Source organism: Methylobacterium carpenticola (genome assembly GCF_042748905.1).
GTDB lineage: Bacteria > Pseudomonadota > Alphaproteobacteria > Rhizobiales > Beijerinckiaceae > Methylobacterium > Methylobacterium carpenticola.
In genome coordinates this window covers 6063742-6083225 of sequence record NZ_JBHZEO010000001.1, presented here as the reverse complement: position 1 = coordinate 6083225, position 19484 = coordinate 6063742, and the positions used below count along the sequence as shown (strand labels likewise).

The window sequence follows — 19484 nt, the reverse complement described above, 5'->3', positions numbered from 1 at the left end:
CGGCGACGACGTGACCGGGCCGCCACGCGCGCGCGCGGTCTGGTCGAAGGCCGTGAGTTCCGCGAGCACGACCATCGGATGATCACTCCTTGGGCGAAGAGGCCGGGTCGAGGGCGGCGGCGCGGCGCGGGGGCACGAGACTGTCCAGCGCGGCGAGGATGATGGATTCGGTCAGGATCTGCGGCAGCACCTCGGCGCTGCCGGGGCCGCGGTAGAGCAGGTAGAGCGGCACGCCCGAGCGGCCATGCGCCTCCAGCACCCGGGTGATCTCGGGATTCTGGTTGGTCCAGTCGCCCTTGAGATAGGCGACGTCGCGGGCGCGGAAGGCCTGCCGCACGGCGGCGCCGGAGAGCGAGGTGCGCTCGTTCACCTGACAGGTGATGCACCATGCCGCCGTCATGTTGACGAAGACCGGCCGCCCCTCGGCGAGCAGACTGTCGAGACGCGCCCGGGTGAACGGCTCCGGACCGCCCGCCACCGCGACCGGCCCCGCCTGCGCACGGTCACGGTCGAGGGCCGCGACGAGCATCCCGAGGGCGACCACGCCGAGCACGGCCGCCGCCTGCGCGATGCGCCGGCCGCGGGGACCCGCGAGGCGGGCGCGCTCCAGCACCCAGGCGCAGAACCCGACGAGAACGAGGCCGATCAGCGCCAGAAACAGCCCGGTGGAGCCGAGCTGCTGGCTCAGCACCCAGATCAGCCACGCCACCGTCGCATAGAGCGGGAAGGCGAGGACGCCCTTCAGCGTCTCCATCCAGGCGCCGGGCCGCGGCAGGCGCCGCACGGCGGCGGGCCAGAGGGTGAGGAGCAGGACGGGCAGGGCGAGCCCGAAGCCGAGGGCGGCGAAGACCGCGAGGCTCAACGCGGCCCCCTGCGTGAGGGCGAAGCCCACCGCCGCCCCCATGAAGGGCGCCGTGCACGGGGTCGCCACGATGGTGGCGAGCACGCCGGTGAAGAACGAGCCCTCGACGCCCGCCCGGCGCGTCAGCCCGTCGCCGATGGCGACGAAGCGCCCGCCGAGATGCACGACGCCCGACAGGCTCAAGCCCATCCCGAACAGCAGGTAGGCGAGGCTCGCCACGACGAGGGGTGATTGCAGCTGGAAGCCCCAGCCGATCTGCGCGCCGCCCGCCCGCAGGCCGATGAGGCTGGCCGCGAGGCCGAGGAAGGCCGCGAGCACGCCCGCCGTGTAGGCGAGCCCGTGCAGCCGCACCCGGGCCGGGCTCTCGCCGGCCTGCCGCACCAGCCCCAGCACCTTGATCGACAGGACCGGGAAGACGCAGGGCATCAGGTTGAGGAGGATACCGCCGAGGAAGGCCAGCAGCGCGGCCTGCCACAGGCCGGCGGGGGCGTCGGAGGCCGGAGCCGGAGCCGCGGCGGCCGGGATCGGCCGAGCCGGTGCCGCTTGGACAGGGGCTGTTTGGGCCGGCTCCTCGCCGAGCGCGAAGGCGTGCCGGACGGGACCGCTGCCCGTCTCCTCCGTCAGGGCGAGCACCCCGTCGAGACGGGAGACCGGCTCGGAGGGCGCGGGATTGCTGAGCTTCAGCGCGAGGTGCAGCCCCCCGGCATCGATGCTGACGTCCTGCGCCGCCGCGTGCTCGATCAGCGTCTCGGAATAGGGAAAGAACGCGACGTCGCGGACCGTCTCGCGCTTCAGGCCGGGCGCGGCGAGGTGGAGGGTGAGCGTCTCGCCGACCGCGCTCACCCGGGCGGGCCAGGGCGCGGGCTGGGGGAGTTGGGAGCGGGCCGTCTCGAACAGGTCGCGGTGGCGGGGATCGGGCCGCACGCTGGTGCCGGGCGGCGCCACCGGCAGGCTCGCCGCCACGCTCGCCTCGCCCGGGATGCATTCGCGCTCGCAGACGAGGTAGGAGACCTTGGCGCGCAGCGTCACGGAGGCGCCGTCGAGGGTGGCGGGCGGCGTCACCGTCGTGGTGAGCAGCGTCTCCCCCTCGAAGCCGAAATTCATGAGCCCCGCCACCGGGATGCGCTCGGGCACCGGCCACGCGATCGCGCCGGCCGCGAAGCCCGGCGGCAACGCCCAGGCGATCTCCGGCGCGAGGCCGGAATCGCCGGGATTGCGCCAGTAGACGTGCCAGTGCGGCTTCATCACCAGCCGCACGCCCACCGTGAAGGGCTGCCCCGCCGCCACCGCCCCGGGCTCGGCCACGAGTTCGGCCCGCACGAGGTCGGCGTATTTGGGGTTCACCCGCGGCGCCTGGGCGGCGGCGGGGAGGGCGCTCCACAGGAGAGCCCCGGCAACGAGGAGCGACGGGAACTGGCGCATCGGAACCTTCCTGGTTCCCCATAGCGCCACTCCGTGGCCGGGGCGAGGCGACGGGCGGCCGCGTTCGTGGCCTGCACGACGCTCCTCGTGGCGAGGTGCTCGCGTCGGCAAGCCTCGGAGCAGCCCGGAACGGCGCTCCCGACCTCCGGCGCAAGCGATCGGCGGTCATGGATGCTTCGCGGGCCGGTTGTCACCGGCCACCTCGCCATGAGGAGCGTCGCAAACTCCAGGCTCGCTCCGCTGATGATCCGGTGATCGGGCTGCGCGCCGATCAAAGCCCTTTCGGGCATCGGATTCCCAGTCTCGTCCGCCTCTCTCCTGGCGCCCCGGCCACCCTACTTGTGCGGGTTGCCCGACTGGCTGCCCGGTCCGGTGCCGGGCGAACCGCTGCCGGTGGGACGCTGCGTGCTCGAGGTGGAATTCGGGCCCATGTTGCCGCCGCTCGCTCCCTGCGTGCCGGTGGAGCCCATGCTGCCCGGATTGTTGCCGCCGATCCCGCTGCCGGGCGGCTGGCTCGACATGCCGGAACCGGTATTGCCGGACGCGGCCGGGGCGGCGCCCGAGCCGTTGTTGATGCCCTGCGCGAGGACCGGGACGGTGGCGGCCGCGAGCGCCGAAAGGGCGAGGGCGGTGGTGACGGCTGTGCGCATGACGAGGCTCCGAGGGCGGCGCGGGTTGCGCCGTACCGCGGGCAACGGAGGCGGCACGCCGCTGTTCCGAAGAGGGCACCGTTCCGAAGAGGGCACCGTTCCAAGCCGGGCACCGTTCCATGCCGGGCACCCTCCGCCGTCGCGGGACGTTGTCGCCACGCCCCTCGCGATGATGATGGAAGCACACATGACCCAAGCGGCACTGGTGGTCGGCGTCAGCGGCATCGTCGGCAACACGCTCGCCCGGCACCTCCTGCGGGAGGGCTGGTCGGTGGCGGGCCTCGCGCGGCGCCCGCCGGGCGACATAGCCGGCCTGCAACCGGTGGCCGCCGATCTCCGCGATCCGCAGGCGCTCGGTGGCGCCCTGCGCGAGCTTCGCCCCTCGCACGTCTTCCTCGCCACCTGGCTGCGGCAGGCGAGCGAGGCCGAGAACATCCGGGTGAACGCCGCGATGGTGCGCAACCTCCTCGACGCGGTGCGGCCCGGCGGGAGCCTGCGCCACGTCGCCCTGGTCACCGGGCTCAAGCACTATCTCGGGCCGTTCGAGAATTACGGGAAGGGCGCGCTGCCCCCGACGCCTTTCCGCGAGGAGCAGCCGCGTCTCCCCGTCGAGAACTTCTACTACGCGCAGGAGGACGAGGTCTTCGCCGCCGCGGAGCGGGACGGCTTCGGCTGGAGCGTGCACCGGCCCCACACCATCATCGGCTACGCGCTCGGCAACGCCATGAACATGGGGGTGACGCTCGCGGCCTACGCCACGATCTGCCGCGAGACCGGCCGGCCCTTCCTGTTCCCGGGCTCGGCCGCGCAGTGGAACGGGCTCACCGACATGACGGATGCGCGGCTGCTCGCCCGGCACCTGACCTGGGCCGCGACGACGCCCGCCGCCCGCAACCAAGCCTTCAACGTCGTCAACGGCGACGTCTTCCGCTGGCAATGGATGTGGGAGCGCATCGCCCGGTGGTTCGGCGTCGCGCCGGCCCCGTTTCCGGGCGAGGGCGTCCCGCTCGAACGGCAGCTCGCCGATGCGGGCCCGATCTGGGCGGACATCGCCCGCCGCCGCGGGCTCGCGGAGCCCGATCTGTCGCGCCTCGCCTCGGCCTGGCACACGGATGCGGATCTCGGCCGGCCGATCGAGGTCGTCACCGACATGGCGAAGAGCCGCCGCCTCGGCTTCCTCGACTACCAGCCCACCGACGACGCCTTCTTCGACCTCTTCGCGCGGCTGCGCGCGGACCGGATCATCCCGTGACGGTCAACGCCGCCCGAACAGCCGCTCGATGTCGGTGAGCTTGAGTTCCACGTAGGTCGGGCGGCCATGGTTGCACTGGCCCGAGAGGGGCGTCGCCTCCATCTCGCGCAGGAGGGCGTTCATCTCCTCGGGCCGCAGGCGCCGTCCGGCCCGGATCGAGCCGTGGCAGCTCATCCGTGAGAGCACCGCGTCGAGGCGGCGGGCGAGAGGATCGGGGCCGCCCTCCTGCAGCACGTCGACCACGTCGGCGAGCAGCGCCCGCAGGCTGCCGCCGGCGAGCGCCGAGGGCACCTCGCGCACCAGCACCGCCCCGTGCCCGAAGGCTTCGAGGACGAGGCCGAGCGCCGCGAGATCCTCGGCCGCCTCCGCGAGGCGGTCGGCCTCGGCGGGGTCGAGTTCCACCACCTCCGGGATCAGCAGGAGCTGGCGGGCGATGCCGCCCGCCTCCCGCTCCCGCTTCAGGCGCTCGTAGACGAGGCGCTCGTGCGCCGCGTGCTGGTCGACGATGACGATGCCGTCCTGCGTCTGCGCCACGATGTAGGTCTCGTGGAGCTGCGCCCGGGCAGCGCCGAGCGGGTGGGCGGGCGCGGCGGGTTCGGGGGACGGCTCGCGCCAGTCGGCGGTGGGGGGCAGCACCGCCCCGGCGAAGGCCGCCTGCGCCTCCTCGGCGAAGCCCGGCGCGGACGCCTCCGCGGCCGGCGCCTCTCCGAAGAAGTCCTGCGCGAAGGACTCGACCCGCCCCGAGCCGCGCGGCGGGGCCGGCGGCGGCTCCGGGCGGCGCAGGGGCAGGGGGGGGCTCTGGGCCGGGCGCAGGCTCTCCAGGGTCCTGGCCGCGACGCTGCCCGAGGCGCGCCCGCCCTCCCGGCGCAGGGAATCGTGGATGGCGCTGACGATGAGGCCGCGCACCAGCCCCGGCTCGCGGAAGCGCACCTCGGTCTTGGCCGGGTGCACGTTCACGTCCACGAGGGTCGGGTCGCAGGTGAGCGCCAGCGCCAGCACCGGGTGGCGGTCGGAGGCCATCACGTCCGCATAGGCGCCGCGCACGGCGCCGAGCAGCAGGCGGTCGCGCACCGGGCGCCCGTTCACCACGAAGTGCATGTGGGTGGCGGCGGCCCGGTGGAAGGTCGGCAGGCCGACATGGCCGTCGAGGGCGAGGCCCTCCCGCTCCAGGCTGAGCGGCGCCGAATTCGCGGCGAAATCGGCGCCCAGCACCGCCGCGAGCCGCCGCAACCACGCCCCCTGGCCCATCTCGGCCGGGAAGGTGAGCCCGTTGCCGCCCTCGCCCCGCAGGGTGAAGCGGATCTGCGGATGCGCCACCGCGAGGCGGCGCAGGATCTCGGCCACGGCGCCGGCCTCGGCCCGGTCGGATTTCAGGAACTTGAGCCGGGCGGGAGTGGCGGAGAACAGGTCGGTGACCTCGACGCGGGTGCCGCGCTCGGCCGCCACCGGGCGCACCGGCCCCTTGATGCCGGCATCGACCACGAGGCCGTGGCCGCTCTCGGCCTCCGCCGTGCGCGAGACCAGGGAGAGCCGCGCCACCGCGCCGATCGAGGGCAGGGCCTCGCCGCGGAAGCCCAGGGTCTCGATCCGGTCGAGGTCGCCCTCGGGCAGCTTCGAGGTGGCGTGGCGCTCCACCGCCAGCGCCAGATCCTCCGGCTCCATGCCGATGCCGTCATCGACCACGCGGATCAGCCGCCGGCCGCCGGCCTGGATCGTCACCTCGATGCTGGCCGCGCCCGCATCGATGGCGTTCTCGACCAGCTCCTTCACCGCCGCGGCCGGCCGCTCCACCACCTCGCCGGCCGCGATGCGGTCGACGAGCACCGGATCGAGGCGGCGCACGATGGGACGGGTCGGGGACGCGGTGAGCATGTCCCGAATATAGGGAGGCGGACGGCCTTGCGCGACCGCGGGCGGCCCGCGATCCTCAGCCGGCTCGATCTCAGCCGGCGTCCTCGGGCGCGGGGCCGCGGGTGAGGTCGAGGGGGCCCTTCTGGAGCGTGCGCTCCGGCGGCTTCAGCGCCACCGTGCCGCCGGTGCGGGCCGCCTCGTAGATCGCCTCCATCAGGATCTGGTCCTGCAGGCCCTCCTCGCCGGGCGTGCGCGGCGACCGGTCCTCCAGGATGCAGGTCGCCATGTGGTCGATTTCGAGGGCGAACTGGTTGTGGACGGGCAGCGCCCGCTCCTCGCGCGCCTCGGAGCGGCCCTCGCGGTGGTTCAGGATCAGGCGCTGGCCCTCATACGCGAAGGCGTTCTCCAGGGTGATCGCGCCGCCCTCGGCCTGCACCGCGAGGCGGCGGGTCTCGTGGGCGCCGTAGCTCGTGTTGCATTGCGCCAGCGCGCCGGAGGGGAAGCGCAGGGTGAACGCCACCGTCTCCTCGACCTCGCGGTAGAGCGGATCCTCGGGCGAGCGGATCTGCGCCTGAACCGCCACCGGCTCCTCGCCGAGGAGCGCCCGCACCCCGTTGAGGCAGTAGAGGCCGATATCGGGCAGAGCCCCGCCGCCCGCGAGGTCGCGCCGCAGGCGCCACTGCTCGGGGAGGCTCATGGTCTGGGTGTTGACCGCCTCGATCAGCTTCGGCTTGCCGTACTGGCCGCCCCGCACCAGCCGCGTCACCTCCCGGTTGTGGGTCTCGTACTGGCAGCGATAGGCGATCATCAGCTTCACGCCGGCCGTGGCGCAGGCATCGATCATCGCCCGCGCCTCGGCGGCGGAATTCGCCATCGGCTTCTCGCAGAGCACGTGCTTGCCGGCCCCCGCCGCGGCGAGCACGTGGTCGCGGTGGAGGCCGTTCGGGGTCACGATGTAGACCGCCTGCACCTCCGGGTTCCGCGCCAGCGCGGCGAAGCCGTCGTAACCGTGCACCGCCTCGGGTTTCACCCCGTACTGGGCCGCCACCAGCTTCGCCTTGTCGGGGCTGCCCGACAGCAATGCCACGAGCTTCGCCTTCTTCGTCTGGCCGAAAGCCGGCAGGATCTCCTCCAAGGAGAGCCGCCCGAGCCCGACCACCGCGAAACCGACCCGGCGCTCGGGGGGCAGCGGCGCCGGGGGCGGCGCGGCGGGCCGGTCGGAGGGCCCGCGCCAGTTCGGGAAGGTGACGCGCCCGTTCTCCACCCGCCCGGTATCGACAGGCGCCGGTTTGACGGCCGCCTGGGGCGGGCTCGCACCCTGCGCCCCGCCGACGGCGGCGAGCGTCGCGCCGCCCGCGAGCATCAGGGTGCGGCGGGAGAGAAGGGTCAGATCGTCGGGCATGCGCCTCGCCGTTCGCTGGTTGCGGGGGGACGCCCGCCAACGCCCCTTCGGCGGCCCGGGTTCCTGACGCGAGAAGGGCCGCACGCGGCGGCCCTTCGGGGATCGAGACTCGTCGCAGGCCTATTCGCCGGCCATCATCTCGGGGGAGTAGTGACCGCACCAGTCGGAGGCGGAGACCACCGGCCACAGGCCATGGCCCTGCGGCTCCGGCTGGCTCACCGGCGGGTTGAAGCGGCAGAGGCCCTCGTCGCCCTGCGGGCTGCCGGCATTGAGCCGGTGCGTGTCGTAGTAGCGGCAGGTCCGGCAGGCCATGCCGGTCTCGGTGCTCGCCATGCTGATCTCCTTCCAGCTTGGAATTCCTCCAGACAACAGCACGCGGCACCGATCGGTTCCGCTCGAACCCTCTCCTCCGGCGCCGTCTCCATCACTTGAACAAAACAAGAACGTGCGCCATTCTCTCCCGCATGGACGACCGGCTCGCGAAGAAGCTCACCATCCTCGCCGATGCGGCGAAGTACGACGCCTCCTGCGCCTCCTCGGGGGCACCGAAGCGGCGGGCCGATCCCGGCGGTCTCGGCTCGACCACGGGAGCGGGGATCTGCCACGCCTACACGCCGGACGGGCGCTGCGTGTCGCTCCTGAAGATCCTGCTGACGAATTACTGCCTGTTCGACTGCGCCTACTGCATCAACCGGCGCTCCTCGAACGTGCGGCGGGCGAGCTTCACGGTGGAGGAGGTCATCACCCTCACGGTGGAGTTCTACAAGCGCAACACCATCGAGGGCCTGTTCCTGTCCTCCGGCATCATCCGCTCGCCCGATCACACCATGGAGCAACTGATCCGGGTGGCGAAGGGCCTGCGGCAGCGCCACGGCTTCCGGGGCTACATCCACCTGAAGACCATCCCCGAGGCGAGCCCCTGGCTGATCGAGCAGGCGGGCCTCTACGCCGACCGGCTGTCGATCAACCTCGAACTTCCCACCGAGGCGAGCCTGGAGCGGCTCGCGCCCGAGAAGGACGGCGCCGCGATCGAGACGGCCATGGGCCAGATGAGCGAGCGCATCGTGCAGGCGCGGGAGGAGAAGCGCCGCTTCGCGCCCGCCGGTCAGTCGACGCAGGTGATCGTCGGGGCGGATGCGAGCACGGACGCGACGCTGATCCGCAAGAGCGCCAGCCTCTACGACGCCCACGCGCTCAAGCGGATCTACTACTCGGCCTTCAGCCCGATCCCGGACGCCGCGGCGCTCCTCCCGGCGAAGCCGCCGCCGTTGCAGCGCGAGCACCGGCTCTACCAAGCGGATTGGCTGCTGCGGTACTACGCCTTCTCCGCCGAGGACGTGGCGGCGGCATCGGACGAGGGCATGCTCGCCCTCGACATCGACCCGAAGCTCGCCTGGGCGCTCAAGCACCGCGAGCGCTTCCCCGTCGACGTCAACCATGCCGATCGCGAGCTGCTGCTGCGGGTGCCGGGCCTCGGGGTGCGGGCGGTGGACAAGATCGTCGCCGCGCGCCGTCACACGCGCCTGCGGCTCGCCGACGTGGCGCGGCTGACCTCCGGCCTGAAGCGCGCGCGGCCCTTCCTGATCGCGGCCGACCATGCGCCGACGCGGCTCACCGACCGGCTCGACCTGCGCGCCCGGCTCGCCGAGCCGCCGCGGCTGCCAGAGCCGCCGCGGCAGCTCGCCCTGTTCGGCTGATGCGCACGATCCGGCTCGCTCCGGGCGCCGACCTCGCCGGCTTCCGCGCCGCCGCCCGGCGCCTCGCGGCGGAGGGCGTGCCGCCCGAGGCGGCGGCCTTCACCACGGCGGATGCTCCCGGCCTGTTCGCCGCCCCCCCGGAGGCCGAGGCGCCGCCGCTGGCCCTGCCGAAGCCGGTGGCGGCGCTGATCCCCGCGGTGGTGCCCCATCGCGACCCGGAGCGCTACGCGCTGCTCTACGGCCTCGTCTGGCGGGCCCTGCACGGGGAGCGCCACCTCTTGGAGGTGGCGAGCGATCCGCTCGTCCACCGCCTGCTGCGGATGCGCAAGGCCGTGGGACGCGACCTGCACAAGATGCACGCCTTCCTGCGCTTCCGGCGGGTGCCGGGGCAAGGGGAGGGGCAAGGGGAGGGGGAGGGGCAGGGGCGAGGGCAGGGACAAGAGCCGCGCGAGCGCTTCGCCGCCTGGTTCGAGCCCGACCACCACATCCTGGCGGCGGCGGCTCCCTTCTTCGTAGAGCGCTTCCCCGCCTTCGACTGGTCGATCCTGACGCCGGAAGCCTCGGCGCATTGGGACGGCGCGGCGCTGCGTCTCGGGCCGCCGGGGCGGCGCGAGGACGTGCCCGCGACGGATTCCTTCGAGGCCGGCTGGTGCGCCTATTACGCCAGCACCTTCAACCCGGCCCGGCTCAACCCGACCGCGATGCGGGCCGAGATGCCGAAGAAGTACTGGCGCAACCTGCCCGAGACGGCGGCGATTCCCGACCTCGTGCGCGCCGCGCGCCCGCGCGTCGCCGCGATGATCGAGCGGGAGCCCGCGCTGCCGCAGAAGCGCGTTCCCGCCCGCGCGCTCGCCGCCATGGCCGCGCAGGAGCCCGCCTCGCTCGATGCCCTCAACGCGATCATCCGGCGCTCCGAGCCGCTGGTGCCGGGCGCGACGCAGGCGGTGCTGGGGGAGGGGCCTTTGGGCGCGGCCATCGCCTTCGTGGGCGAGCAGCCCGGCGATCAGGAGGACCGACAGGGCCGGCCCTTCGTCGGCCCGGCGGGCCAGCTCCTCACCCGGGCGCTGGAGGCGGCGGGGATCGAGCGCCCGGCGGCCTATCTCACCAATGCGGTCAAGCACTTCAAGTTCGAGGAGCGCGGCAGGCGGCGCATCCACCAGAAGCCCACCGCCGGCGAGGTGGCGCATTACCGCTGGTGGCTCGACCGGGAACTCGGCTTCGTGCGGCCCCGGCTCGTGGTGGGGCTCGGCGCGACGGCGGTTCTGGCGCTCACCGGTCAGACGATCCCGATCACCCGGGCGCGCGGGCCGGCGCGTTTCGCGGGGAAACCCTACACGGGCTTCATCACCGTGCACCCGTCCTACCTGCTGCGCCTGCCCGACGGGGCCAAGGACGCGGCCTACACCGCCTTCGTGGACGACCTGCGGCGGGTGCGGGCGCTGGCGGAGGAGACGGCGGCGTGAGGGATCGGCCGAGCCGGCGATGGGAACGCTTTGAGGCTGATCCCTGCGGAGCCCGAGGATCGAAGCCGTCTCCCAGCGCGCGGACGGAGCGCCGAACGGAGATCAGAGGAGTTGCATGAGGCAATTCCGCCGATCTCCTGTTCCGAGGCTCAGGCCGCCTCGCGCGACAGCTTCATCGTCTCGCGCTGGATGAGATCGCGGTAGAAGCCGTCGAGATGGACGAGGCGCTCGGGCGAGCCGTCCTGGATCACCTTCCCGCCATCCAGCACCACGATCCGGTCGAAGTCCTTCAGGGTCGAGAGACGGTGCGCGATGGCGATCACGGTGCGGCCCTTCATCAGGTTGCCGAGCGCCTCGCGGATCGCCTCCTCCGACTCGGTGTCGAGGGCCGAGGTCGCCTCGTCGAGGAGCAGGATCGGCGAATCCTTCAGGATCGCACGGGCCACCGCGATGCGCTGGCGCTGGCCGCCCGAGAGCTTCACGCCGCGGTCGCCCACGATGGTGTCGAAGCCCTGCGGCAGGTCGTTGATGAATTCCGAGCAGCGGGCGGCCTCGGCGGCGGCCCAGACCTCCTCGTCGGTGGCGTCGGGCCGGCCGTAGCGGATGTTCTCGCGCAGGGAGCGGTGGAAGAGCGAGATGTCCTGCGGCACCACGGTGATCGCCTCGCGCAGGGATTCCTGCGTGACCCGGCCGATATCCTGGCCGTCGATCAGGATGCGGCCGCCCTGCGGGTCGTAGAAGCGCTGCAGCAGGGTGAAGAGGGTCGACTTGCCGCCGCCGGAGCGCCCGACGAGGCCGACCCGCTGGCCCGGCTCGAGGGTGAGGTTGAAATCCTTGAAGACCTCGCGCCCGTCCGGGTAGTTGAAGGCGACGTGCTCGAAATCGAGCCGCGCACCCTCGCCGACCAGGGGCTTCGCCTCCGGGTGGTCGCGCAGGTCGTGGGGCTGGAGCAGCGTGCGCAGGGCCTCCGAGAGCCGCGCCGTGTGCTGGGTGACGTCGACGAGCGCCACCGCGAGGTCGCGGGTCGCGGCCAGGATGGTGATGCCGAGCGTGCAGACGAGCACGACCTGGCCCGCCGTCGCGGCTCCCGCCTCCCACATCCGCACCGCCCAGTAGAGCAGGCCGAGCACCGCCACGACGGTGATCACCGCGTGCATGATGCGCAGCTTCTCGAGGTAGAGCAGACTGCGGCGCCGCGCCTTCATCTCGACGCCGATGGTGCCGTCGAAGCGCACGTATTCCCGCTTGAAGGCCGAGAAGGCGCGCACGAGGGGCATGTTGCTGACGAGGTCGACCATCTCGCCGTCGACGGCGGCAGCCTTCTCGGCGAAGTCGTGGTGGAGCGGCTTGCCGGCCGCCGCGATGCGGAACATCAGCACCACGACGCCGCCGCAGATCACCAGCAGGCCCGCCGCCATCGGAATGCTGACCGCGCCGACATAGAGAATCGCGCCGAAGGCCGCCGCGCAGGGCGGCATCACGTTCCAGACGAACATGTTCTCGGCGGTGAAGATCGCGTTCGAGGTCGCCGTGATGCGGCTCGCCAGGGTGCCCGGCTGCCGGTCGGCGAAGTAGGAGGGCGAGTGGCCGGTCAGGTGCCGGAACAGGTCGCGGCGGATGTCGCCGGTCACCGCCACGAAGGTGAAGCTCGCGATCAGGCTCGCCACGCGCCAGAGCATGTTGTCGGCGGCGATGAACACGACCAGCAGGGTGAGCGCCCCCCAGATCTCCCCAGATTGCGGCCCCTTCCCGAGGGCGTCGACCACGCCCTTGAGGCCGTATTGCGTGCTGACCGAGCAGGCGACGGCACCCAGCACCGCGACGATGATGGCGGCGTGGGGGACCACGCGGCGCCGCAGGTAGCGGGCCACGAAAGCCCAGGGCCGTTCAGCGTAGGCGCAGAGGTCTTCCATCGTGACGATCGATCCCGGTTCTTCGTCCGCGTGCGGCCGCCCGTGGGACGGATGGGATGATCCGGGACTCCGGAGCACCCGCCACAGCCGCAACGCGGAAGCGTCGCCTTATGTTGCAGGCAAAAAAGGTCGGCCGCTTCGATTTATAGCGATCCTACATGAACGGGAGTTGAGCGGCCGCGCTGCGATGCGGAATTCCGCTGCGCCGCAGCGGCCCGGACGGGCCGCTCAGGCGCCGCGCGCCCGCCGCGTCTCCGGCATCACCAGGACCAGGGCCACCAGCGCCAGGGCCGCCACGGCGGCGAGCCCCAGGAAGGCCGCATGGGTGCCGAGATGGTCGGCCATGTAGCCCGAGAGGGTGGTGCTGATCGCCGCCCCGATGCCCATGCCGGTGCCGATCGCCCCGAGGGCGAGGTTGAAGCGGCCGGTGCCGCGGGTGGCATCGGCAACGACGAGGGGCACCATCACGCCGATCACCGCCGCCGAGATGCCGTCGAGCACCTGGATCAGCACCAGCACCTCGGGCTCCTGCGTGAAGGCGAAGAGCACGCCGCGCAGGGGCAGGGCGGCGAAGCCGAGGATCAGCAGGGGCCGGCGGCCATAGGTCTGGGCCGCCCGCCCGACCGCGGGCGCGATCAGGGCCATCACGATCTGCGGGGCCATGATGCAGGCGGCGATGAGCACCGTCGCGGTCTGGCTCGTGCGCATGGTGAGCACGCTGCCGACGAGTGGCAGCATCGCCGCGTTCGCGATGTAGAACAGGAGGATGCAGGCGGCGAAGCACAGCAGCGCCCGGTTGGTGAGGAGGAGCTTCAGGCTCGCCCAGCCGCTCGGCGGGACGGCACCGTCGCGGGCCTGCGGGCGCACCACGTCGATCTCGTCCGCGCGGATGAACCAGAGGGCGACGAGGGTCGGCACCACCAGGGCGGCGGTCACGTAGAACACCGCCGCGTTCGACAGGTAGTAGCCGCAGGCGCCCATCCCGGCCGCCGCGAGGGCGTTGCCGATGGAGGAGAAGCGGGCGTTGCGCCCGAGCCGCTCGCCGAGCCGGGAATGGCCGGCGAGACCGAGGCTGATCGCCGCGATGGCGGGCGTGAGCGTGCAGCTCGCCAGGGAATGGGCGGCCATGGACAGGGCCGCGATCAGGAAGGTCGGCCAGATGCCGAGCCCGGCGGCGCTCGCCCCGATGATGATGACCGACAGGGCAGCAACGAGGCGCTTCGAGCGCACCCAATCCACGAAGGCGCCGCCCGGCACCTGACCGAGCAGGCTGAACAGACCGCCGACGGTGAGGACGAGGCCGATATCGGCCTGCGTCCACTGATGGGCGGTGAAGTGGACGGCGACGAAGGGCCCGAAACCGGTCTGAAGGTTGGCGACGAAGAACGTGAAGGCGTCGAGACCCTGCGTGCTCGCCCGCGACGGCTCCGGCTTCTCGCGGCGCTTGGCGGTCTGGGGAGCCGGCGCCGCGGGACGCTCGCGCGTCGGTTCGGCGCGCGCGTCGTAGCGGGGCAGGGGCACCTCGCGGTGCGCCAGGGAGCGGCGATGAGAGGGTCGGGCCGACGTCATTTCTCAGGGGGGTTGCGCGCGGCGGCCTGCTCGGGATCGGCAGCAGGGGCGGGCGGCGTGGCCGCGGCGGCCGGCGGCTGAGCCGGGGCGGGCGCCGCCGGTGCCTGAACCGGAGCCGCCGGGGCGGCCGGCGACGCCGGCCCCAGCACCACGATCGGGTCGCCGGGCTTGTATTCGGGAGACACCCGCACTTGGTTGCGGCTGAGCTGGAGCACCGCGCGGCCGGGCTTGTTGTCGGCCGAGAAGTGCAGGGCGCGCCAATCCACGGCGATCTTGCGGGAGCCGACGCCGAGGAAGCCGCCGAAATCGATGATCGCCGCCCGCGGCCGGCCCTCCTTGTCCACGATGATGTCGATGATGCGGCCCATATCCTCGCCGGCGGCGCTGCGCACCGGCTTGCCGAGCACGCCGTCGTAATCCTGGGTGTCGAGCACGGTCGCGGGCGTGCCCGAGGGCACGGCCGGCACCGGGGCGGGGGCCTGCGCGGCAGCCGGAGGCTGTGCGGCCGGGGGTTGCTGGGCCGGAGCCTGCGGTACCGGTTGCGCCTGCGGCGGAGCGGCAGGCGGCGTGTCCGCGGGCTTCGCGCCGGTGGGCGCCTCCGCGGGCGGGGAGGGGGGCACCGATCCGGTCTGCCCGACCGCGGCGACCGCCCACAGGCTCGCGAGGGCCGCCACGGCCGTCCGCAGGATCGTGCCCACGCTGTCTCCTCGTCTCGCTCGCATCATCGTCCGATCGCCAACCGCGCCGGTTCCATTGGGTTCCGCGGCGTCACGGCGATCGCAGGGATAGGCGGCCATCGCGGCGAAGTTGTGGGAAGGCACCGGGTGAGCGGGCCGGGCCATCGGGCGACCGCCGCGGGCGGGCCGTCGAACAGACATCGGGATGCGTCTCCGCGGCGGGCCTGCGGCCGGCCCGGCCTCACAATCGTGGATCATCGGGGAACGGCCGCCCGGCCGCCAGCCCCGCCACCGCACCGCCATCCTTGCGGGCGCCCCGGCGAGGTGTCCAGGCACGCCGGCCGGAAATCCGGGAGGGGATACGGCGAAACGCACAGGCAGGGTCGCCGCCCGGAGGCAATTGCCTTCAAGGCCGACGGACATCGCTGGCCCTCCCGCCCGCGCTCCGCTAAACCGCGCCCATCCCGGGAGTCTTCGACCGATGTCCGCGTCCCCGCTTCGCCTCGGCGTCAACATCGACCACATCGCCACGCTCCGGAACGCCCGCGGCGGCGTCATGCCGGATCCCCTGCGCGCGGCCCGCATCGCCGTGGAGGCGGGGGCGGACGGCATCACCGCGCATCTGCGCGAGGACCGCCGCCACATCCGCGACGAGGACGTGGAGCGGCTCAAGCGCGAGATCGACCGGCCGCTCAACCTCGAGATGGCGATCACCGAGGAGATGGTCGGCATCGCCGTGCGGCTGAAGCCGCACGCGGCCTGCCTCGTGCCCGAGCGGCGCGAGGAGCGCACCACCGAGGGCGGCCTCGACATCGTCACCGCCCGCGAGCCGGTCCGGGCCGCCGTGGCCCGGCTGTCGGAGGCCGGCATCCGGGTCTCGCTCTTCGTGGAACCCGACGTGCACATCATGGATGCGGCCCGCGGCCTCGAAGCGCCCGTGGTCGAGCTGCATACGGGCCGCTACTGCGAGGCGGTGGCCGCGGGCGAGACGGCGGAGGCCGAGCGCCAACTCGCCCGCATCGCCCGGGCCGCGCGGCACGGCACCGCGCTCGGGCTCGAAGTGCATGCGGGCCACGGCCTCACCCTCGACAGCGTCGGGCCCGTCGCGGCGCTGGCGGATCTGCGCGAACTCAACATCGGCCACGCCATCGTGGCGGATGCGGTCTTCGTCGGCTTCTCCGCCGCGGTGCGCGCCATGCGGGCGGCGATGGACGCCTCGCGGGCCGGGGCGGGCGCGTGATCATCGGGATCGGCTCCGACCTCTGCGACATCCGGCGGATCGACCGCTCCCTCGACCGGTTCGGGGACCGCTTCACGCACCGGATCTTCACGGAGGGCGAGCGGGCCCGCAGCGACCGCCGGGCCGCCCGGGCCCCGTCCTACGCGCGGCGCTTCGCCGCCAAGGAGGCCTGCGCCAAGGCGCTCGGCACCGGGCTCGCGCACGGGGTGTTCTGGCGCGACATGGAGGTGGTGAACCTCCCCGGCGGGCGCCCGACCCTGCGGCTCACCGGCGGCGCCGCGGCGCGGCTGGCGGCGATCACGCCGGCGGGCCACCGCGCCGCGGTCCACGTCTCGCTCACGGACGATCCGCCCCTCGCCCAGGCCTTCGTGGTGATCGAGGCCCTGCCGGAATAAGAGAGGCCGGCCGGGGCGCGGCGGACCTGCGCGTTGCGGGCGGCCAAGCGTTGGTCTAGACCGCGCGGCACCGCGGCTTGCTCGCCCGCTTCGGCGGTCGCCACGGCGAGAGAACGGACCGCCGGAGGCGAATGACTATGGAACGCGCGCGCAGCAACCACGACCTCAAGCCGGCCAAGGAGGCGGGCCTCTGGGAGACCGTCAAGGAGACCGTGAAGGTCGGCCTCCAGGCTCTCCTGATCGCCGTCGTGGTGCGGACGCTGCTGTTCCAGCCGTTCAACATCCCGTCGAGTTCGCTGGTGCCGACCCTGCTGGTCGGCGACTATCTCTTCGTCTCGAAGTACTCGCTCGGCTACTCCAAGTACTCGCTTCCCTTGAGCGAGTACCTGCCCTTCCAGGCCCACGGCCGGATCTGGGGCGCGGAGCCCAAGCGCGGCGACATCGTGGTGTTCAAGCTGCCGAAGGACAACGCCACCGACTACATCAAGCGGGTGATCGGGCTGCCGGGCGACCGCGTCCAGATGATCAACGGGATCCTCAACATCAACGGCCGGCCGGTGAAGCGCGAGCAGGTCGAGGACTTCACCTCCACCGACGCGTTCGGCCAGCCGACGCAGGTGCCGCAATATGTCGAGACCCTGCCGAACGGCGTCTCGCACCGGATCATCGAGCGCGACGGCGACCGCGGCCTGTGGGACAACACCAACGTCTACACGGTGCCGGCCGGCCACTTCTTCATGATGGGCGACAACCGCGACAATTCCACCGATTCCCGCGATCTCGGCAGCGTCGGCTACGTGCCCTTCGAGAACCTCGTCGGGCGCGCCGAGGTGATCTTCTTCTCCATCGACGAGGGCGCCGCCGCCTGGCAGGTCTGGAACTGGCCCTGGACCGTGCGCTGGGGCCGCCTGTTCACCCCGATCCACTGACGGAGGGCGCCGTGGGCGCACGCCGCGGGAAGCGTCGGGCCGACCGGCCGGACCTCTCGGCTCTCGAGGAGCGGATCGGCCACCGCTTCGCCGATCCGGATCTGCTGCTGCGGGCGGTGACGCATGTCAGCGCCGCGACCGGCCCGGAGAGCTACCAGCGCCTGGAATTCCTCGGCGACCGTGTGCTCGGTCTCGCGGTGGCGGACGGACTGTTCCGCGCGCTGCCGGGCGCCGACGAGGGCGACCTGTCGCGGCGGCTCTCGGGCCTCGTGCGCCGGGAGAGCTGCGCGGCGGTCGCCACCGCCTGGGACGTCGGGCCGCATCTCAAGCTCGGGGCGGGCGAGGTGCATGGCGGGGGGCGGCGCAACGCCGCCATCCTCGCCGATGTCTGCGAGGCGATCCTCGGCGCGATCTTCCTCGATGCCGGCTACGAGGCCGCCAAGGCGGTGATCGACCGCGCCTTCGGAGCCGGCGAGGCGGTGGAGGGCGCGCGGACCCGCGACCCGAAATCGGCGTTGCAGGAATGGGCCCAGGGGCTCGGCCTGCCGACCCCGACCTACGCCGTGGTGGAGCGGGCCGGCCCGGACCACGCCCCGATCTTCCGCATCGAGGCGCGCGTCTCCGGGGTGGAGCCCGGCCTCGGTGTCGGCGGCTCGAAGCGCCTCGCCGAGCAGGAGGCCGCGCGCCTGCTCCTCGTGCGCGAGGGCGTCTGGCGCGACGAGGGCGCGGAGGGTACGGAATGATCCATGTCCGAAACGCACGACTCCCCCTCCGCCCCCGATTCCGCCCCGCCGGCTGAGACCCGCGCGGGCTTCGTCGCCCTGATCGGGGTGCCGAATGCCGGCAAATCGACCCTCCTCAACAGCCTCGTCGGCAGCAAGGTCTCGATCGTCTCCCGCAAGGTGCAGACGACGCGGGCGCTGGTGCGCGGCATCGCCATGGAGGGGCCGGCCCAGATCGTCTTCGTCGATACGCCCGGCATCTTCGCGCCCAAGCGCCGGCTCGACCGGGCCATGGTGACCTCGGCCTGGAGCGGAGCCGCGGATGCGGACGCGATCTGCCTGCTGATCGACGCCCGCAAGGGCGTCGACGAGGAGGTGGAGGCGGTGCTCGGCCGGCTGCCGGAGCTGCGCCGGCCCAAGATCCTCGTCCTCAACAAGATCGACGTGATCGCCCGCGAGCGGCTCCTGGAACTCGCCGCCTCGCTCAACGCGCGCCTGCCCTTCGACCACACCTTCATGGTCTCGGCCCTCACCGGAGACGGGGTGGCGGACCTGCGCCGGGTGCTCGCCGGGCTGATGCCCGTGAGCCCCTGGCTGTACCCCGAGGACCAGATCTCCGACGCGCCCCTGCGGATGCTCGCCGCCGAGATCACCCGCGAGAAGATCTACGACCGGCTGCACGAGGAACTGCCCTATTCCTCCACCGTCGAGACCGACCAGTGGCAGGTGCGGCCGGACGGATCGGTGCGCATCGAGCAGACGATCTTCGTCGAGCGCGAGAGCCAGCGGAAGATCGTGCTCGGCAAGGGCGGCCAGACCATCAAGGCGATCGGGCAGGCGGCCCGCATCGAGATCGCGGAAGCGGCCGAGACGCCGGTCCATCTTTTCCTTTACGTGAAGGTCCGCGAGAACTGGGCCGACGATCCCGAGCGCTACCGCGAGATGGGCCTGGAATTCCCACGCGGCTGAGCTGCGGATATCCGCAGCGCTCACTGTAAAGGATCTTGGTCGCCAGTCGTACGATCGGCGATGCTCGTCATCCGGCGCGCTTTAACCGGTCGTTAACCCCGATCCGCCGATGCTCATCTGGCCGGGCACGGCGGTCCACGAGACCGGCCCGGCACACGCGACGGTTCGGCCTTCCCCCGATCACCGGTTTGCCGGGCCGTCGCCCTCCTCATTCTGCGAAGACCATGAGGTGGCGATGAGCCTGCATCTGACCCGGAGAGCCTCGGCCGCCAAGGCCATGGCCGTCACGAAAGCGATTGCCGATCAGCGCGCGAGCGCCGTGGCACCGATCCTCGCCGAGATACGCGCCGAGGGAATCACTACCGTCGCGGGGATCGCCCGGGCGCTCACCGCCCGCGGCGTCCCGGCGCCGCGGGGCGGCGGCTGGCACCGGGACAGCGTCCTGAGCGCCCTGCGGCGCGTTCACTGAGG

17 protein-coding genes are annotated in these 19484 nt (G+C 72.7%); 9 read left to right on the top strand and 8 right to left on the bottom strand.

The annotated features are described in order from the left end of the window. Positions 1 to 82: 82 nt before the first annotated feature. Positions 83 to 2284 carry a protein-disulfide reductase DsbD family protein gene (locus ACE101_RS28170; RefSeq protein ID WP_379136906.1) on the bottom strand — a complete coding sequence of 734 codons (2202 nt, stop codon included), beginning with the start codon at positions 2282 to 2284 and terminating at the stop codon, positions 83 to 85. Positions 2285 to 2619: 335 nt separating this feature from the next. Then, a complete protein-coding gene (locus tag ACE101_RS28165) occupies positions 2620 to 2934 on the bottom strand; it encodes a hypothetical protein (RefSeq protein ID WP_379136903.1) in 315 nt (104 codons plus the stop codon). Between the two features lie 187 nt (positions 2935 to 3121). On the opposite strand from ACE101_RS28165, the gene ACE101_RS28160 reads away from it, so the two are divergent. Next, positions 3122 to 4186, top strand: a complete 1065-nt coding sequence (locus ACE101_RS28160; protein ID WP_379136901.1) for an SDR family oxidoreductase — start codon at positions 3122 to 3124, stop codon at positions 4184 to 4186. 3 nt (positions 4187 to 4189) lie between these two features. Here the strand turns inward: ACE101_RS28160 and mutL are convergent, their stop codons facing one another. From mutL to ACE101_RS28145, 3 genes are all read right to left on the bottom strand, one after another. Continuing rightward, positions 4190 to 6058 (bottom strand): DNA mismatch repair endonuclease MutL, encoded by a 1869-nt coding sequence (gene mutL / locus ACE101_RS28155; protein WP_379136898.1) that lies wholly within the window; start codon positions 6056 to 6058, stop codon positions 4190 to 4192. A 70-nt stretch (positions 6059 to 6128) separates the two neighbouring features. Then, on the bottom strand, positions 6129 to 7439 hold the full coding sequence (locus tag ACE101_RS28150) for a Gfo/Idh/MocA family oxidoreductase (protein ID WP_379136896.1): 1311 nt from the start codon (positions 7437 to 7439) through the stop codon (positions 6129 to 6131). Positions 7440 to 7559: 120 nt separating this feature from the next. Further along, positions 7560 to 7772: a hypothetical protein gene (locus tag ACE101_RS28145; protein ID WP_379136894.1), complete on the bottom strand. Its 213-nt coding sequence runs from the start codon at positions 7770 to 7772 to the stop codon at positions 7560 to 7562. A gap of 131 nt (positions 7773 to 7903) precedes the next feature. Between ACE101_RS28145 and ACE101_RS28140 the strand changes: the two genes are divergently transcribed. Together ACE101_RS28140 and ACE101_RS28135 are read left to right on the top strand one after the other, a co-directional pair. Further along, complete coding sequence (locus ACE101_RS28140; RefSeq protein ID WP_379136891.1) at positions 7904 to 9136, top strand: putative DNA modification/repair radical SAM protein; 1233 nt, start codon at positions 7904 to 7906, stop codon at positions 9134 to 9136. Continuing rightward, on the top strand, positions 9136 to 10599 hold the full coding sequence (locus tag ACE101_RS28135) for a UdgX family uracil-DNA binding protein (protein ID WP_379136888.1): 1464 nt from the start codon (positions 9136 to 9138) through the stop codon (positions 10597 to 10599). Before ACE101_RS28140 ends, ACE101_RS28135 begins: the two co-directional genes overlap by 1 nt. A 149-nt stretch (positions 10600 to 10748) precedes the next feature. Here the strand turns inward: ACE101_RS28135 and ACE101_RS28130 are convergent, their stop codons facing one another. The 3 genes from ACE101_RS28130 to ACE101_RS28120 form a co-directional block, all read right to left on the bottom strand. Beyond that, positions 10749 to 12512, bottom strand: coding sequence for an ABC transporter ATP-binding protein (locus ACE101_RS28130; protein WP_379136885.1), 1764 nt, complete (start codon positions 12510 to 12512; stop codon positions 10749 to 10751). Positions 12513 to 12740: 228 nt separating this feature from the next. Continuing rightward, entirely contained in the window at positions 12741 to 14081 is a 1341-nt protein-coding gene (locus tag ACE101_RS28125; protein WP_379136883.1) for an MFS transporter, read from the bottom strand. Next, positions 14078 to 14779, bottom strand: coding sequence for a PRC-barrel domain-containing protein (locus tag ACE101_RS28120; RefSeq protein ID WP_379136881.1), 702 nt, complete (start codon positions 14777 to 14779; stop codon positions 14078 to 14080). The genes ACE101_RS28125 and ACE101_RS28120 overlap by 4 nt, the downstream gene beginning before the upstream one ends. A 460-nt stretch (positions 14780 to 15239) precedes the next feature. On the opposite strand from ACE101_RS28120, the gene ACE101_RS28115 reads away from it, so the two are divergent. The 6 genes from ACE101_RS28115 (at position 15240) to ACE101_RS28090 (ending at position 19482) form a co-directional block, all read left to right on the top strand. After that, entirely contained in the window at positions 15240 to 15998 is a 759-nt protein-coding gene (locus tag ACE101_RS28115; protein WP_379136880.1) for a pyridoxine 5'-phosphate synthase, read from the top strand. Continuing rightward, a complete protein-coding gene (gene acpS, locus ACE101_RS28110; protein WP_379136877.1) occupies positions 15995 to 16393 on the top strand; it encodes a holo-ACP synthase in 399 nt (132 codons plus the stop codon). Before ACE101_RS28115 ends, acpS begins: the two co-directional genes overlap by 4 nt. Before the next feature lie 137 nt (positions 16394 to 16530). Beyond that, on the top strand, positions 16531 to 17322 hold the full coding sequence (gene lepB / locus ACE101_RS28105) for a signal peptidase I (RefSeq protein ID WP_379139002.1): 792 nt from the start codon (positions 16531 to 16533) through the stop codon (positions 17320 to 17322). Positions 17323 to 17333: 11 nt separating this feature from the next. Next, a complete protein-coding gene (gene rnc / locus ACE101_RS28100) occupies positions 17334 to 18065 on the top strand; it encodes a ribonuclease III (RefSeq protein ID WP_379136875.1) in 732 nt (243 codons plus the stop codon). Positions 18066 to 18068: 3 nt separating this feature from the next. Beyond that, entirely contained in the window at positions 18069 to 19013 is a 945-nt protein-coding gene (era, locus tag ACE101_RS28095) for a GTPase Era (protein WP_379136874.1), read from the top strand. A 109-nt stretch (positions 19014 to 19122) separates the two neighbouring features. After that, on the top strand, positions 19123 to 19482 hold the full coding sequence (locus ACE101_RS28090) for a hypothetical protein (RefSeq protein ID WP_379136871.1): 360 nt from the start codon (positions 19123 to 19125) through the stop codon (positions 19480 to 19482). Positions 19483 to 19484 lie beyond the last annotated feature (2 nt).

What these genes read in the sequence shown, in the direction of transcription:
- mutL (WP_379136898.1), bottom strand. Translation starts at nt 6,058, where the DNA reads ATGCTCACCGCGTCCCCGACCCGTCCCATCGTGCGCCGCCTCGATCCG.
- ACE101_RS28165 (WP_379136903.1), bottom strand. Translation starts at nt 2,934, where the DNA reads ATGCGCACAGCCGTCACCACCGCCCTCGCCCTTTCGGCGCTCGCGGCC.
- lepB (WP_379139002.1), top strand. Translation starts at nt 16,531, where the DNA reads ATGGAACGCGCGCGCAGCAACCACGACCTCAAGCCGGCCAAGGAGGCG.
- ACE101_RS28150 (WP_379136896.1), bottom strand. Translation starts at nt 7,439, where the DNA reads ATGCCCGACGATCTGACCCTTCTCTCCCGCCGCACCCTGATGCTCGCG.
- era (WP_379136874.1), top strand. Translation starts at nt 18,069, where the DNA reads ATGTCCGAAACGCACGACTCCCCCTCCGCCCCCGATTCCGCCCCGCCG.
- ACE101_RS28170 (WP_379136906.1), bottom strand. Translation starts at nt 2,284, where the DNA reads ATGCGCCAGTTCCCGTCGCTCCTCGTTGCCGGGGCTCTCCTGTGGAGC.
- ACE101_RS28160 (WP_379136901.1), top strand. Translation starts at nt 3,122, where the DNA reads ATGACCCAAGCGGCACTGGTGGTCGGCGTCAGCGGCATCGTCGGCAAC.
- ACE101_RS28090 (WP_379136871.1), top strand. Translation starts at nt 19,123, where the DNA reads ATGCTCATCTGGCCGGGCACGGCGGTCCACGAGACCGGCCCGGCACAC.
- ACE101_RS28125 (WP_379136883.1), bottom strand. Translation starts at nt 14,081, where the DNA reads ATGACGTCGGCCCGACCCTCTCATCGCCGCTCCCTGGCGCACCGCGAG.
- ACE101_RS28135 (WP_379136888.1), top strand. Translation starts at nt 9,136, where the DNA reads ATGCGCACGATCCGGCTCGCTCCGGGCGCCGACCTCGCCGGCTTCCGC.
- ACE101_RS28140 (WP_379136891.1), top strand. Translation starts at nt 7,904, where the DNA reads ATGGACGACCGGCTCGCGAAGAAGCTCACCATCCTCGCCGATGCGGCG.
- ACE101_RS28145 (WP_379136894.1), bottom strand. Translation starts at nt 7,772, where the DNA reads ATGGCGAGCACCGAGACCGGCATGGCCTGCCGGACCTGCCGCTACTAC.
- ACE101_RS28130 (WP_379136885.1), bottom strand. Translation starts at nt 12,512, where the DNA reads ATGGAAGACCTCTGCGCCTACGCTGAACGGCCCTGGGCTTTCGTGGCC.
- ACE101_RS28115 (WP_379136880.1), top strand. Translation starts at nt 15,240, where the DNA reads ATGTCCGCGTCCCCGCTTCGCCTCGGCGTCAACATCGACCACATCGCC.